Genomic DNA, 14,049 nt, shown 5'->3' on the forward strand with positions numbered 1-14,049 from the left:
TGGTGTTTCGGTGGTCACAGCGTGAGGGAAACGCCCGGTTACATTCCGAACCCGGAAGCTAAGCCTTTCAGCGCCGATGGTACTGCATGGGGGACCGTGTGGGAGAGTAGGACGCCGCCGAACGATTTGTGGAGAGAAAGCCCTGCCGGGTTCCCGGCAGGGCTTTCTCGCGTTCTGCCCCGCTCCCCGGACCCCCTTCCCTCTCCGGCGTCGCGCTGCGGGTAAGGTCAGGAAGCATCGTTGGCACGGACTCACAGGAGGTCCCGGGTGGAGGCCCAGAAGACACGCGTCCAGACGGACCGTGTCCTCACCATCCCCAACATCCTCAGCATGGCGCGGCTCGTAGGAGTGCCGCTCTTCCTGTGGCTGATTCTCTGGCCGGAGTTCGGAGGCCCCAACGCCGACGGCTGGGCGCTGCTCGTGCTCGCGCTCAGCGGCGTCAGCGACTACCTGGACGGCAAACTCGCCCGGCGCTGGAACCAGGTCAGCGGTCTCGGCCGCATCCTCGATCCGGCCGCCGACAGGCTGTACATCCTCTCCACCCTGGTCGGACTGACGTGGCGCGGCATCCTCCCGCTCTGGCTCACTGGGCTGCTCCTGGCGCGTGAGCTCATGCTGCTGATCGCCGTCTGGGTCCTCGACCGCCACGGGTATGCGCCACCACAGGTCAACTTCCTGGGGAAAGCCGCCACCTTCAACCTGATGTATGCCTTCCCGCTGCTGCTGCTCAGTGACGGAAGCGGGTGGCTTCCGTCACTGGCTGCTATTTTCGGATGGGCGTTCGCAGGCTGGGGTACAACCCTGTACTGGTGGGCAGGAATCCTCTATGTGGTTCAAGTCCGCCGACTTGTCAAGGCGGACGCCGCAGCCGACTAGGCCCTGACTCTCGTCGGGGGCTGCGAGACCCGAGTGGCCCTTTAACAGATTCACGGGTCTCTTCGGCCGGGCACAGTCGGCATGTATGTCGTCTCTTCAAGGAGGACGCTTCCGACATGAAGGCCGTCGTAATGGCCGGTGGCGAAGGCACCCGCCTTCGCCCGATGACCGCGAGTATGCCCAAGCCGCTGCTGCCAGTGGCCAACAGGCCCATCATGGAGCATGTGCTACGGCTGCTCAAGCGGCATGGTCTCACCGAGACCGTGGTGACCGTACAGTTCCTGGCCTCCCTGGTCAGGAACTATTTCGGTGACGGCGAGGAGCTCGGAATGGAGCTCACCTACGCCAACGAGGAAAAGCCTCTGGGTACCGCGGGCAGCGTGAAGAACGCAGAGGAAGCCCTCAAGGACGACTCCTTCCTCGTTATTTCCGGTGATGCTCTCACCGACTTCGACCTGACCGAACTCATCAATTTCCACCGAGAGCGCGGCGCGATGGTGACCGTGTGTCTCACGAGGGTGCCCAACCCGCTGGAGTTCGGCATCACCATCGTCGACGACGAAGGGAAAGTCGAACGGTTCCTGGAGAAGCCCACCTGGGGCCAGGTCTTCTCCGACACCGTCAACACCGGCATTTACGTCATGGAGCCGGAGGTCTTCGACTACGTCGACCCCGATGTTCCCGTGGACTGGTCCGGTGATGTCTTCCCGCAGCTCATGAAGGAGGGCAAGCCGATCTACGGCTACGTAGCCGAGGGCTACTGGGAGGACGTCGGCACCCACGAGAGCTATGTGAAGGCACAGGCCGACGTCCTCGAGGGGAAGGTCGACGTCGAGATCGACGGATTCGAGATCTCTCCGGGGGTCTGGATCGCGGAAGGCGCGGAGGTCCACCCCGACGCGGTGCTGCGCGGACCGCTGTACGTGGGTGACTACGCCAAGGTGGAGGCCGGCGCCGAACTGCGGGAGCACACGGTCGTCGGCTCCAACGTGGTGGTCAAGAGCGGTGCGTTCCTGCACAAGGCCGTCGTTCACGACAACGTCTACATCGGCCCCCAGTCCAACCTCCGCGGCTGCGTCATCGGCAAGAACACCGATGTGATGCGCGCCGCCCGGATCGAGGACGGCGCGGTCATCGGTGACGAGTGCCTGGTGGGCGAGGAGTCCATCGTCCAGGGCAACGTCCGGGTCTATCCCTTCAAGACGGTCGAGGCCGGCGCCTTCGTCAACACGTCGGTCATCTGGGAGTCGCGAGGCCAGGCCCATCTGTTCGGCGCCCGCGGCGTCTCCGGCATCCTCAACGTGGAGATCACGCCGGAGCTGGCCGTACGGCTGGCAGGGGCGTACGCCACGACGCTGAAGAAGGGGTCGACGGTCACCACGGCCCGCGACCACTCCCGGGGCGCGCGCGCCCTGAAGCGTGCGGTGATCTCCGCGCTCCAGGCCAGCGCCATCGACGTCCGGGACCTGGAGAACGTCCCGCTGCCGGTGGCGCGGCAGCAGACCGCGAGAGGCAGCGCCGGCGGCATCATGATCCGCACGACGCCGGGCGTCCCCGACTCCGTCGACATCATGTTCTTCGACGAGCGGGGCGCCGACCTCTCCCAGGCGGGGCAGCGCAAGCTGGACCGTGTCTACGCCCGCCAGGAGTACCGCAGGGCGTTCCCGGGAGAGATCGGAGACCTGAGCTTCCCGGCCAGCGTGTTCGACTCCTACACGGGGACGCTGCTGCGGGCGGTGGACACCAGCGGTGTCGCCGAGTCCGGTCTCAAGGTCGTCGTGGACGCCTCCAACGGAAGCGCCGGCCTCGTCCTGCCCAGTCTGCTCGGCCGGCTCGGCGTCGACTCGCTGACGATCAATCCGGGGCTGGACGAGTCGCGGCCGACGGAGACCGCGGACACCCGCCGTGCCGGGCTGGTGCGGCTGGGGGAGATCGTGGCGTCGGCCCGGGCGGCCTTCGGCGTCCGCTTCGACCCCGTGGGAGAGAAGTTCTCCCTCGTGGACGAACGCGGCACGATCATCGAGGACCAGCGGGCGCTGCTGGTGATGCTCGACCTGATCGCCGCGGAGCGGCGCAGCGGAAAGGTCGCCCTGCCGGTGACCACCACCCGCATCGCCGAGCAGGTGGCCGCCTACCACGGCACCCAGGTGGAGTGGACCACGACCTCGCCGGACGATCTCACCAGGGTCGGGCGGGACGAGGCCACCGTCTTCGGCGGCGACGGCCGGGGCGGGTTCATCGTGCCCGAGTTCAGCAGTGTCTTCGACGGTACGGCGGCCTTCGTGCGCCTGCTCGGACTCGTGGCCCGTACCCAGCTCACCCTGAGCCAGATCGACGCCCGTATCCCGCAGGCCCATGTGCTGCGCCGCGACCTGGCCACCCCCTGGGCGGTCAAGGGCCTGGTCATGCGCCGGGTCGTCGAAGCCGCGGGGGAACGTTTCGTCGACACGACCGACGGCGTGCGCGTGGTGGAGTCCGACGGGCGCTGGGTCATGGTGCTGCCGGATCCGGCCGAGGCGGTCACCCATCTGTGGGCCGAGGGGCCTGACGACGCTTCCGCGCAGGCACTCCTCGACGAGTGGTCGGCGGTGGTCGACAGCGCCGGACGCTGACGGCTCGACGGTTCCCCGGGGTGCCGAGGGCCCCGGGGAACCGCGGTACCGTACCGCCGAACGGACGCGCTCCGGCGCTGTGGAGGCCCCGTTCGGCGGTACGGCCCTCGACGTGCGACGATGTGCGGCATGTCGCAGCAGCACCCCGTACGGAGCACCCCCTCGAGGCCTGCGCGACCCGATGCCTCCATGTCGCTGCTCACCAATGTGATGGAGCACAGCCTCGACGACGGCTACGCGGAAGCGGCGGCCCGCCGCGGCGCCGAGGGCCGGTCCGGCCTGCCCCGCACACTGCGCGGGAAGCTCGTCCTGGCCGCCGGTCTGGTCCTGGCCGCGCTGGTGGTCACGCTGGGAGCCGCCCAGGCGCGCTTCGAGGCGCCCACGGAGGCGCGGGAGCGGCAGGAGCTGATCGACCGGATCGAGGACGGCAGCCGGGACGCCGACGGCCTGCAGACCCGCGTCGACGGCCTCCGCGAGGAGGTCGCGGCGATGCAGCGCGAGGCGCTCCAGGAACACGGTGGCGACCGCGGCGAAGTGGTCGCGCTGCTTGCCGGAGCGGTGCCGGTCGAAGGGCCGGGGATCAGGCTCGTCGTCGACGACGCCGAGGACTCCGGGCCGGGCGAGGGCGGCGGACCCCGCCAGAGCAACGGCTTCGCCGACACCGGGCGGGTGCGGGACAGGGACCTGCAGCGGGTCGTCAACGGGCTGTGGGAGTCGGGGGCGGATGCGATCTCGGTCAACGGGCAGCGGCTGACGGCCCTGTCCGCCATCCGCGCCGCCGGCGACGCCATACTCGTCGACAACAAACCGCTGGTGCCGCCGTACACCCTGCTCGCGGTGGGCGACGGCCAGGAGCTGAGCGACGCCTTCCAGGACAGCATCGACGGCCGGTACCTGGACGTGCTCCAGGACAACTACGGCATCCGCACCGGCATCTCCGTCCAGGACAGGGTGCGGCTGCCGGCCGCGCCCAGTCTCACCGTTCGTACGGCAGAGCCCGTGAAGACAGGAAAGGGCAGCACATCGTGATCGCCGTTCTGGGCCTCATCGTGGGAGTCGTGGCCGGACTCCTGGTCCGTCCCGTTGTGCCGACGGTCGTCGAGCCCTATCTGCCGATCGCCGTCGTGGCGGCGCTGGACGCGGTCTTCGGCGGACTGCGCGCGATGCTGGACGGCATCTTCGACGACAAGGTCTTCGTGGTGTCCTTCCTGTCGAACGTGGTGGTGGCGGCCCTGATCGTCTTCCTCGGTGACAAACTGGGCGTCGGCGCGCAGTTGTCGACGGGCGTCGTGGTGGTGCTGGGCATCCGTATCTTCTCCAATGCCGCCGCCATCCGGCGGCATGTGTTCCGGGCGTGAGTGAGCGATGAGCGACGACAGGACGACACCGCAGGGCATCGACCCGGAGGAGGAGCGGAACGGGGCCGCAGCGGCGCCGGAGGGGCCCGCCGGGCCCTCCGGGCCGGCTGCCCCGGCCGGCGAGAGGCCCTCTCCGGGCGGACGCGAACGGCTGATCCGCGGGCTGTGGCCACCGCGGGTGAACCGCAACCAACTCACCGTGGCGCTGCTGCTGTTCGTCCTCGGGCTGGGACTCGCCATCCAGGTCCGCTCCACCAGCGAGAACAGCCCGCTGCGCGGTGCGCGGCAGGAGGACCTGGTGCGGATCCTCGACGAGCTCGACAGCCGCACCCAGCGGCTGGAGGAGGAGAGGGGGAAGCTGGAGAACCAGAAGTCCGAACTGGAGAACAGCTCGGACCAGGCGGAGGAGGCGCGCCGGCAGACCGAGGAGAGGGCACGGCAGTTGGGCGTGCTGGCGGGTACGGTCGCGGCCGAGGGGCCGGGTATCCGGATGACGGTGAACGACGCCGCGGGCACGGTCGAGGCGCACATGCTGCTGGACGCGATCCAGGAGCTGCGTGCCGCGGGTGCCGAGGCCATCGAGGTCAACGGAGTGCGGGTGGTGACGAGCACCCACTTCACCGACAGCGGCGCCGGTATCAGGATCGACGGCCGCAAGGTGGCCTCGCCCTACCGCTTCGAGGTCATCGGCGTGCCGCAGGATCTCGAGCCGGCGCTCAACATCCCGGGCGGTGTCGTCCAGTCCCTGGAGAAGGAGCAGGCCACCGTGTCCATAACCCGTTCAGAGAAGATCGTCGTGGATGCCTTGCGATCGGCGAAGCGGCCTGACTACGCTCAGTCGTCATCGCAGTGAGCCGACGCGTGAAGAAACCGGGGGTCGGCGCGCTTGCCGGCCTGCGGGTAAGGGAAACTGTCCGAAGGCCAGGGACGTTGTGAGGGCGTCCGGTTCGGCCACCGTGAGCATCGAGGGTCTGTCCTGCCCCACGGGCGGGTCTGTTTCGTGCGAGGGGAATCGCCCGTGAGTTTTCTTGGGAAGTTGTTCGGCAAGCGCCAGGACGCCGGCGAGGGCGCCCGGCACCGTGCGCCGCGCGGCGGCGAGTCCGCCGCCGAGGGGGCGGAACGCCCGCTCTTCCGTGACGAGGTCGCGCCCGGCGACAATTCGGGTGGCCACGGCCCTGTCTCTGTTGACCGGGGAGCGTCCGGCCCCATAGGTTCCGAGGCACCATCAGCCTCGAGTACGGGTGGAGGAGCCGACTTGCCGGTCTGTGCGAGGTGCGGGAACCGCGCCGCCGAGGCGAGCCGGTTCTGCTCCAACTGCGGAGCGCCGCTGCGAGGGGGCGCCGTACCCGAGCGTTCCTCGGAGACGACCTCCACCATCTCGATCTCGGGCATCGAGGCCTACGACGCCGAGATGACGGGGCAGACGGCCCTGCCGTCACTGTCCCCCGAGGCCCAGGCCGCCGTGGACGCCCTGCCGATGGGCTCGGCGCTGCTGGTGGTGCGCCGGGGGCCGAACTCCGGCAGCCGCTTCCTGCTGGACAGCGAGCTGACGACGGCGGGCCGCCACCCCGAGAGCGACATCTTCCTGGACGACGTGACCGTCTCCCGCCGCCACGTGGAGTTCCGGCGCGGCCCGGACGGCCGGTTCACCGTCGCCGACGTCGGCAGCCTCAACGGCACGTACGTCAACCGCGAGCGGATCGACTCGGTCGTGCTCAACAACGGTGACGAGGTCCAGATCGGGAAGTACCGGCTGGTCTTCTTCGCGAGCCAGCGCACCGTCTGACCCACCGCCCCGGGGGCGTCCATGCTGCAATCACGGTCCGGCGGTGCCCGCAGGGGCACCGCCGCCGCGAAGTCCGCTCCGATGAGCATCGGCGCCGTGCTCAACCTGCTGCGGGACGAGTTCCCCGAGGTGACCATCTCCAAGATCCGCTTCCTGGAGTCCGAGGGGCTGGTGGAGCCGCAGCGGACCCCGTCGGGGTACCGCAAGTTCACCGCGGCGGACGTGGAGCGCCTGAGCCGGGTGCTGCGCCTGCAGCGCGACCACTACCTGCCGCTGCGGGTCATCAAGGAGCAGCTCGACGCGCTCGACCGCGGCGAGGAGGTGGCCCTGCCCGGCCCGGCGAGGCCGTCGGAGGCCATCGACCCGTTCGACGCGCCGGAGGGGGACCGGGCTTCGGCCGCCTCCCCGGCCCACCACGGCACGGACGGTCCCGCCGGCACGGAGGGTCCCCGTGCGGCGCGGGTGGGGCGCGCGGAGCTCCTGGCCGCCGCGGAGGCGGATGAGGAGCAGCTGGCGGAGTGGGAGTCGTACGGCCTGATCCGCCCCGGAGGGGACGGCGGGTACGACGCCGAGGCCGTCGCCATCGCCCGGATCGTCGCGGACCTGGGCCGGCACGGTCTGGAGCCGCGGCACCTGCGGGTGGTGAAGGCCTCCGCGGAGCGGGAGGCGGGGCTGGTCGAGCAGGTCGTGGCGCCGCTGCGGCGGCACCGCAACCCCCAGACCAGGGCGCACGCGGAGACGACCGCACGCGAACTGGCGACGCTGGCCGTACGGCTGCACGCGGCCCTGGTGCAGTCGGCGCTGAAGGCGCGGCCGCGCTGACTTCGCACCGGCGATGGGCAGGTCGCGGGGCGCCCGACTACCCAAAGGGGGCGCGCACGTCCTAGGGTTGCTGTGTGAACGAGCTCGACGTTGTGGGTGTCCGGGTCGAAATGCCCTCCAACCAGCCGATCGTTCTCCTGCGAGAGGTGGGAGGCGACCGGTACCTTCCCATCTGGATCGGTCCGGGGGAGGCGACAGCGATCGCCTTCGCCCAGCAGGGCATGACGCCTGCTCGCCCGCTGACCCATGACCTGTTCAAGGACGTCCTGGAGGCGGTCGGCCAGGAGCTCACCGCCGTGCGGATCACCGACCTCAGAGAGGGTGTCTTCTACGCCGAGCTGGTCTTCGCCAGCGGTGTGGAGGTGAGCGCCCGCCCGTCCGACGCCATAGCGCTGGCCCTGCGCACCGGGACGCCGATCTACGGCAGCGACGGTGTGCTGGACGACGCCGGGATCGCGATCCCGGACGAGCAGGAGGACGAGGTGGAGAAGTTCCGCGAGTTCCTCGACCAGATCTCTCCGGAGGACTTCGGCACCAGCAACCAGTGAGCGCCGTCGGCGCCAGGCCATTCCGGCACCCATTCCCGCGACGGGGACACGCGAAACCACTCCTTGGGTGATTATCACTCGGCGTGCCGAGTGTGGCGATCGTTGACGCACCCCGAGTGACTGCCTACCGTCGATTGGGCAGGTCCCGGGCATATCCGCGGGACGTGAAGGACGGAGGGTCGGCGTGAGCAGCACCGGCGACAGCAGGGCGGCGGGCGATCCGTATCCGTTGCGCGGATCCTCCATACGGCCCCCCGCCCGGTCCGCCCCCGCCGCACAGGGCGCCGCCCCCGGGCTGATCGGCTACCGGGGCCCGACTGCGTGCGCGGCCGCGGGCATCACCTACCGGCAACTGGACTACTGGGCCCGTACCGGCCTGGTCGAGCCCAGCGTCCGCCCGGCGTACGGCTCGGGCACCCAGCGGCTCTACAGCTTCCGCGACGTGGTCGTGCTGAAGATCGTCAAACGGCTTCTGGACGCCGGGGTGTCACTGCAGAACATCCGTGCCGCCGTGAAGCACCTGCGTTCGCGCGGGGTCGAGGACCTGGAGCGGATGACGCTCATGAGCGACGGCGCGACGGTCTACGAGTGCTCCTCGCCCGACGAGGTCGTCGATCTCCTCCAGGGCGGTCAGGGGGTCTTCGGGATCGCTGTCGGCGTGGTGTGGCGGGACGTCGAGGCAGCTCTGTCCCAGCTGCACGCCGAGCGGGTCGACACCGGGGAGACGATCGTCGGGGACAATCCGGCCGACGAGCTGGCGCGCCGCCGCAACCGGGCGGGGTGATCCGGACACGGCGGCCGGACCGCCGCCGGTGCGGCCCGGCGGGGCACGGCCGGCGGACGCCGCGGTCGCCCCTGTCAGAGGCGTAGGGCAGCATCACGGGTGTGAGAGGGACACCGACGGTCCTGCACCTGGACATGGACGCCTTCTACGCCGCCGTGGAGCAGGCGGCCAAGCCCAGCCTGCGCGGGAAGCCCGTGATCGTCGGTGGCCTCGGGCCGCGCGGGGTGGTCGCCACCGCCTCCTACGAGGCCCGCGTCTTCGGGGTGCACTCGGCGATGCCGATGGCCCAGGCCCGTCGGCTGTGCCCGAACGCCGCCTACCTCACCCCCCGCTTCGGGCTCTACCGCCGCGTCAGCGAGGTGGTGATGGGGCTGCTGCGCGAGCTGTCGCCACTGGTGGAGCCGCTCAGCCTGGACGAGGCGTTCGTGGACCTCCAGGCGGGCGGGGCGGCAGGAGAGGCGGGGCGGCGGGCGGCCGGTGCCGCCCGTGCCGCGGGCGAACGGCTGCGCCGGGACATCCGTGCCGCCACCGGGCTCAGCGGCTCGGTGGGACTGGCCGGGTCCAAGATGCTCGCCAAGATCGCCTCGGAGCAGGCCAAGCCCGACGGGCTGGTGGTGATCCCGCCGGGTACCGAGCGGGCGCTGCTGGCGCCGATGCCGGTGCGCACGCTGCCCGGTGTCGGCCCCGCCACCGCCCAGACCCTGCGCAGGGCGGGGATAGCCACCGTCGGCGAGATCGCCGAGGCGGGGGAGGCGGAGCTGGTGCGGCTGCTGGGCCGGGCGCACGGCGGAGCGCTGTACGTGATGGCGCAGGGGATCGACGAGCGACCGGTGGTCGCCGAGCGCGACGCCAAGTCGGTCTCGGTCGAGGACACCTTCGACACCGACCTCACCGACCGCGCCAGGATCCAGGCCGAGGTCGCCCGGCTCGCCGACCGCTGCGTCGCGCGGCTGAGGGCCGCGGGGCGGTCCGGGCGCACGGTGGTGGTCAAGGTACGCAGCTACGACTTCTCCACGCTCACCCGCTCCGAGACGCTGCGCGGCCCGACCGACGACCCGGCTGTGGTGAGGGAGGCGGCCGCCCGGCTCGTCGAGGGCGTGGACACCACCGCCGGGGTGCGGTTGCTGGGGGTCGGGGTGAGCGGGCTGGCCGACTTCACCCAGGAGGACCTGTTCGCCCAGGCCGGCGCGGCGAGGCTGTCCGGCGCCCGGCCGCCGGAGCCCGCTCCGCCCGCCACCGGGGGCGGAGCGGGCTCCGGGAGCGAGACGGAGGCGGTACGGCACTGGATGCCCGGCCTGGACGTACGGCACGCGCGGTACGGGCCGGGCTGGGTGCAGGGCAGTGGTCTGGGGCGGGTCACGGTGAGGTTCGAGCGGCCCGGGTCGCCGCCGGGCCGGGTGCGCACCTTCGCGGTGGACGATCCGGAGCTGGAGCCCTCCGAGCCGCTCGCGCCGTGGGAAGGTCAGGTCTCGGAGCCCGCGATCCGCCCGAACGTCATGTCCTCGTCGGAGGCGGGTGTGCCCGCGCCGGGCACGCCCAGCCCGTAGTGGCGGTAGAGCTGCAGTTCCTGCTCGGGGGAGAGGTGGCGGCCCACGCCGAAGTCCGGCGCCTCCTTCACCAGGGAACGCTCGAAGGGCACCTTCAGCGTCCCCTCCACCACCTCGCTGGGCTCCAGCGGGACGAAGGCGTCACGGCTGAAGAGCCCGGTGCGCACCGCCGCCCACTCGGGGACACCGGTGGCGTCGTCGAGGTACACCTCGTCCACGGTCCCTATCTTCTGCCCTGCGCTGTCGAAAGCCTTGAGGCCTATCAGATCCCGCGGGTCGATGTCGGTCTGCACGGCGGTCCCTCCAACTCCTCGCACGAAGAGGCGCCTGCTCGCAAACAGTCGCCACAAACAACGAAACGGCACATTCGGCGCATCGGCCACCCGGGCAGGGCGGCGGGGGCCGCGGCCGGGCCGGTGCCACCGGGCGCTGGTAGGCTCTGAAGTGGCTGTTGACCCCGAGCGGGAGAGTCCTCCGGTGACAGTGCCGGAGGCGCCGAAGGAGCAAATCCTCCCCGGAATCTCTCAGGCTCACGTACCGCGCGGGTGAGGTCACTCTGGAAAGCAGGGCGGGCCACGACGGACGAGGTGTACCTCGACGACGCAGCCCCTCCTCACCGACGGTGAAAACCGGGCCGCGGACGCGGGCCGGTGAAGCTCTCAGGTCGCGATGACAGAGGGGGAGGCCGTCCGGGCACCCGTGCCGCGGTGCCCCTCGCAGGTCGCGCAGACCAGGAGGCCTCCAGATGACAGCAGACCGCAATCCTCCCGCCACCTCCCTCGCGGAGCTGGAGCGGGGCACTCCCTTCGAGGAGCGGCACATCGGCCCCGACGCCGGTGAGCAGGCCAAGATGCTCGCGCAGGTCGGCTACGGATCGCTGGACGAGCTGGCCGCCGCCGCCGTGCCCGAGGTGATCAAGAGCACCGAGGCGCTGGACCTGCCCGCCGCCCGCAGCGAGGCGGAGGTCCTGGCCGAGCTGCGCTCCCTGGCCGGGCGCAACCAGGTGCTGGACTCCATGATCGGCCTGGGCTACCACGGCACCTTCACCCCGCCGGTCATCCTGCGCAACGTCATGGAGAACCCCGCCTGGTACACGGCCTACACCCCGTACCAGCCGGAGATCTCGCAGGGGCGCCTGGAGGCGCTGCTGAACTTCCAGACCGTGGTCGCGGACCTGACCGGGCTGCCCACCTCCGGCGCCTCGCTGCTGGACGAGGGCACCGCGGCGGCCGAGGCCATGGCGCTGTCCCGGCGTGTCGGCAAGGTCAGGCAGGGCGTCTTCCTGGTCGACGCCGACTGCCTGCCGCAGACCATCGCCGTGATCGAGACCCGCGCCGAGCCCACCGGGGTGGAGGTCGTCGTCGCCGACCTGTCCGGCGGCATCCCCGCCGAGGTCGCCGAGCGCGGTGTCTTCGGTGTGCTGCTGCAGTACCCGGGCGCCTCCGGCGCCGTGCGCGACCTGCGCGGCGTGATCGAGGAGGCGCACGGGCTGGGCGCGGTCGTCACCGTCGCCGCCGACCTGCTCGCCCTCACCCTGCTGACCCCTCCCGGCGAGCTGGGCGCCGACATCGCGGTGGGGTCCAGCCAGCGCTTCGGCGTGCCGATGGGCTTCGGCGGGCCGCACGCCGGGTTCATGGCGGTGCGGGAGAAGTTCGCGCGCAGCCTGCCCGGCCGCCTGGTGGGTGTCTCGGTGGACGCCGACGGCGCCAGGGCCTACCGCCTGGCCCTCCAGACCCGGGAGCAGCACATCCGCCGGGAGAAGGCCACCAGCAACATCTGCACCGCCCAGGTGCTGCTCGCCGTGATGGCGGGGATGTACGCCGTCTACCACGGCCCCGACGGGCTGGCCGCCATCGCCCGCCGCACCCACCGCTACGCCGCCGTCCTCGCCCAGGGGCTGCGCGAGGGCGGGGTCGAGGTCGTCCACGGCACGTTCTTCGACACCGTCACCGCACGGGTGCCCGGCCGGGCCGCCGAGGTCGTCGCCGCCGCCCGCGAGGCCGGGGTCAACCTGCGCCTGACCGACGCCGACCACGTCGGCATCGCCTGCGACGAGACCACCGGACGCGCGCAGCTCGCCGCCGTGTGGGGCGCCTTCGGCGTGGAGTCCGGGGCCGGGGACGCCGAGGCGCTGGACGAGGCCGCCGGCCAGGTGCTGCCCGCCTCCCTGCTGCGCACCGACGAGTACCTGACCCACCCGGTCTTCCACCGGCACCGCTCCGAGACGTCGATGCTGCGCTACCTGCGCCGCCTGGCCGACCGCGACTACGCGCTGGACCGCGGCATGATCCCGCTGGGCTCGTGCACCATGAAGCTCAACGCCACCACCGAGATGGAGCCGGTCACCTGGCCGGAGTTCGGCGGACTGCACCCCTTCGCGCCCGCCGAGCAGGCCGAGGGCTATCTGACGCTGATCCGCGAGCTGGAGGAGCGGCTGGCCGAGATCACCGGCTACGACAAGGTCTCCATCCAGCCCAACGCCGGCTCCCAGGGAGAGCTCGCGGGCCTGCTGGCGGTACGGGCGTACCACCGGGCGAACGGCGAGGACGGCCGTACCGTCTGCCTGATCCCGTCCTCCGCGCACGGCACCAACGCCGCGAGCGCCGTGATGGCCGGGATGAGGGTCGTCGTCGTCAGGACCGGCGAGAACGGCGACGTGGACGTCGAGGACCTGCGGGCCAGGATCGACGAGCACCGCGATGAGCTGGCGGTGCTGATGGTCACCTACCCCTCCACCCACGGTGTGTTCGAGGAGCACATCACCGACATCTGCGCGGCCGTGCACGAGGCCGGCGGCCAGGTCTACGTGGACGGGGCCAACCTCAACGCGCTGGTGGGCCTGGCCAAGCCGGGGAAGTTCGGCGCGGACGTCTCCCACCTGAACCTGCACAAGACCTTCTGCATCCCGCACGGCGGCGGCGGCCCGGGCGTCGGACCGGTGGCCGTCCGCTCCCACCTCGCGCCGTACCTGCCCAACCACCCGCTCCAGCCCGCCGCCGGCCCCGAGACCGGTGTGGGCCCGATCTCGGCGGCGCCCTGGGGTTCGGCGGGCATCCTGCCGATCTCGTGGGCGTACGTGCGGCTGATGGGCGCCGAGGGGCTGCGCCGCGCCACCCAGGTGGCCGTGCTCGGCGCCAACTACGTCGCCAAGCGGCTGGAGCCGCACTACCCGGTGCTCTACACCGGCCCGGGCGGTCTGGTGGCCCACGAGTGCATCATCGACGTCCGCCCGCTGACCAGGGCCACCGGCGTCAGCATCGACGACGTGGCCAAGCGGCTGATCGACTACGGCTTCCACGCCCCGACGATGTCCTTCCCCGTGGCGGGGACGCTGATGATCGAGCCCACCGAGAGCGAGGACCTGGCGGAGCTCGACCGCTTCTGCGACGCGATGATCGCGATCCGGGCCGAGATCGAGAAGGTCGCCTCGGGGGAGTGGGACGCGCAGGACAACCCGCTGCGCAACGCCCCGCACACCGCCGCGCAGCTCGCCGGTGAGTGGGAGCACTCCTACGGGCGCGAGGAGGCGGCGTTCCCGGCAGGCGTCGTGGCCGCCGACAAGTACTGGCCGCCGGTGCGGCGCATCGACGGAGCCTACGGCGACCGCAACCTGGTCTGCTCCTGCCCCCCGATGGACGAGTACGACGGCTGAGCCGCCCCCGGCCGGTGCCGGGCGCCGACGGGGGACGGGCTCCCGCCCGCGCGGGCGGGAGCCC

The 14,049-nt window shown here is 71.3% G+C and carries 12 protein-coding genes, 1 rRNA gene and 1 riboswitch; of the genes, 12 read left to right on the plus strand and 1 reads right to left on the minus strand.

Going from position 1 to position 14,049, the window contains the following annotated elements:
• Positions 1-6: 6 nt before the first annotated feature.
• The 11 genes from rrf to ACLIYP_RS15225 all read left to right on the plus strand — a co-directional run bounded on the left by rrf (position 7) and on the right by ACLIYP_RS15225 (position 10,333).
• Positions 7-123, plus strand: a 5S ribosomal RNA gene (rrf, locus tag ACLIYP_RS15175).
• A 144-nt stretch (positions 124-267) separates the two neighbouring features.
• Positions 268-876, plus strand: a complete 609-nt coding sequence (locus ACLIYP_RS15180; protein WP_412713662.1) for a CDP-alcohol phosphatidyltransferase family protein — start codon at positions 268-270, stop codon at positions 874-876.
• A gap of 116 nt (positions 877-992) precedes the next feature.
• Entirely contained in the window at positions 993-3,488 is a 2,496-nt protein-coding gene (locus tag ACLIYP_RS15185; protein ID WP_412713663.1) for a sugar phosphate nucleotidyltransferase, read from the plus strand.
• 120 nt (positions 3,489-3,608) lie between these two features.
• A complete protein-coding gene (locus ACLIYP_RS15190; RefSeq protein ID WP_412713664.1) occupies positions 3,609-4,517 on the plus strand; it encodes a DUF881 domain-containing protein in 909 nt (302 codons plus the stop codon).
• Positions 4,514-4,846 (plus strand): small basic family protein, encoded by a 333-nt coding sequence (locus tag ACLIYP_RS15195; protein WP_093658545.1) that lies wholly within the window; start codon positions 4,514-4,516, stop codon positions 4,844-4,846. Before ACLIYP_RS15190 ends, ACLIYP_RS15195 begins: the two co-directional genes overlap by 4 nt.
• Before the next feature lie 7 nt (positions 4,847-4,853).
• Positions 4,854-5,699 (plus strand): DUF881 domain-containing protein, encoded by an 846-nt coding sequence (locus tag ACLIYP_RS15200; protein WP_412713665.1) that lies wholly within the window; start codon positions 4,854-4,856, stop codon positions 5,697-5,699.
• 123 nt (positions 5,700-5,822) lie between these two features.
• Complete coding sequence (locus ACLIYP_RS15205; RefSeq protein ID WP_412713680.1) at positions 5,823-6,632, plus strand: FHA domain-containing protein; 810 nt, start codon at positions 5,823-5,825, stop codon at positions 6,630-6,632.
• A gap of 21 nt (positions 6,633-6,653) precedes the next feature.
• A complete protein-coding gene (gene ftsR / locus ACLIYP_RS15210; protein ID WP_412713666.1) occupies positions 6,654-7,454 on the plus strand; it encodes a transcriptional regulator FtsR in 801 nt (266 codons plus the stop codon).
• A gap of 74 nt (positions 7,455-7,528) precedes the next feature.
• Entirely contained in the window at positions 7,529-8,002 is a 474-nt protein-coding gene (locus tag ACLIYP_RS15215; RefSeq protein WP_093658537.1) for a bifunctional nuclease family protein, read from the plus strand.
• A 184-nt stretch (positions 8,003-8,186) separates the two neighbouring features.
• Positions 8,187-8,786 (plus strand): MerR family transcriptional regulator, encoded by a 600-nt coding sequence (locus ACLIYP_RS15220; protein WP_412696854.1) that lies wholly within the window; start codon positions 8,187-8,189, stop codon positions 8,784-8,786.
• 101 nt (positions 8,787-8,887) lie between these two features.
• Entirely contained in the window at positions 8,888-10,333 is a 1,446-nt protein-coding gene (locus ACLIYP_RS15225) for a DNA polymerase IV (protein WP_412713667.1), read from the plus strand.
• On the opposite strand, the gene ACLIYP_RS15230 is transcribed toward ACLIYP_RS15225, so the two are convergent.
• Positions 10,249-10,626 (minus strand): PRC-barrel domain-containing protein, encoded by a 378-nt coding sequence (locus tag ACLIYP_RS15230; RefSeq protein ID WP_412713668.1) that lies wholly within the window; start codon positions 10,624-10,626, stop codon positions 10,249-10,251. The genes ACLIYP_RS15225 and ACLIYP_RS15230 overlap by 85 nt on opposite strands.
• 159 nt (positions 10,627-10,785) lie before the next feature.
• Positions 10,786-10,883: riboswitch (glycine riboswitch) on the plus strand.
• 195 nt (positions 10,884-11,078) lie between these two features.
• Between ACLIYP_RS15230 and gcvP the strand changes: the two genes are divergently transcribed.
• A complete protein-coding gene (gene gcvP / locus ACLIYP_RS15235) occupies positions 11,079-13,985 on the plus strand; it encodes an aminomethyl-transferring glycine dehydrogenase (protein ID WP_412713669.1) in 2,907 nt (968 codons plus the stop codon).
• The last annotated feature ends 64 nt before the right edge of the window (positions 13,986-14,049 follow it).

It is taken from the genome of Streptomyces nanhaiensis (assembly GCF_046614825.1).
In the GTDB taxonomy this organism is placed as follows: Bacteria; Actinomycetota; Actinomycetes; order Streptomycetales; family Streptomycetaceae; genus Streptomyces; species Streptomyces radiopugnans.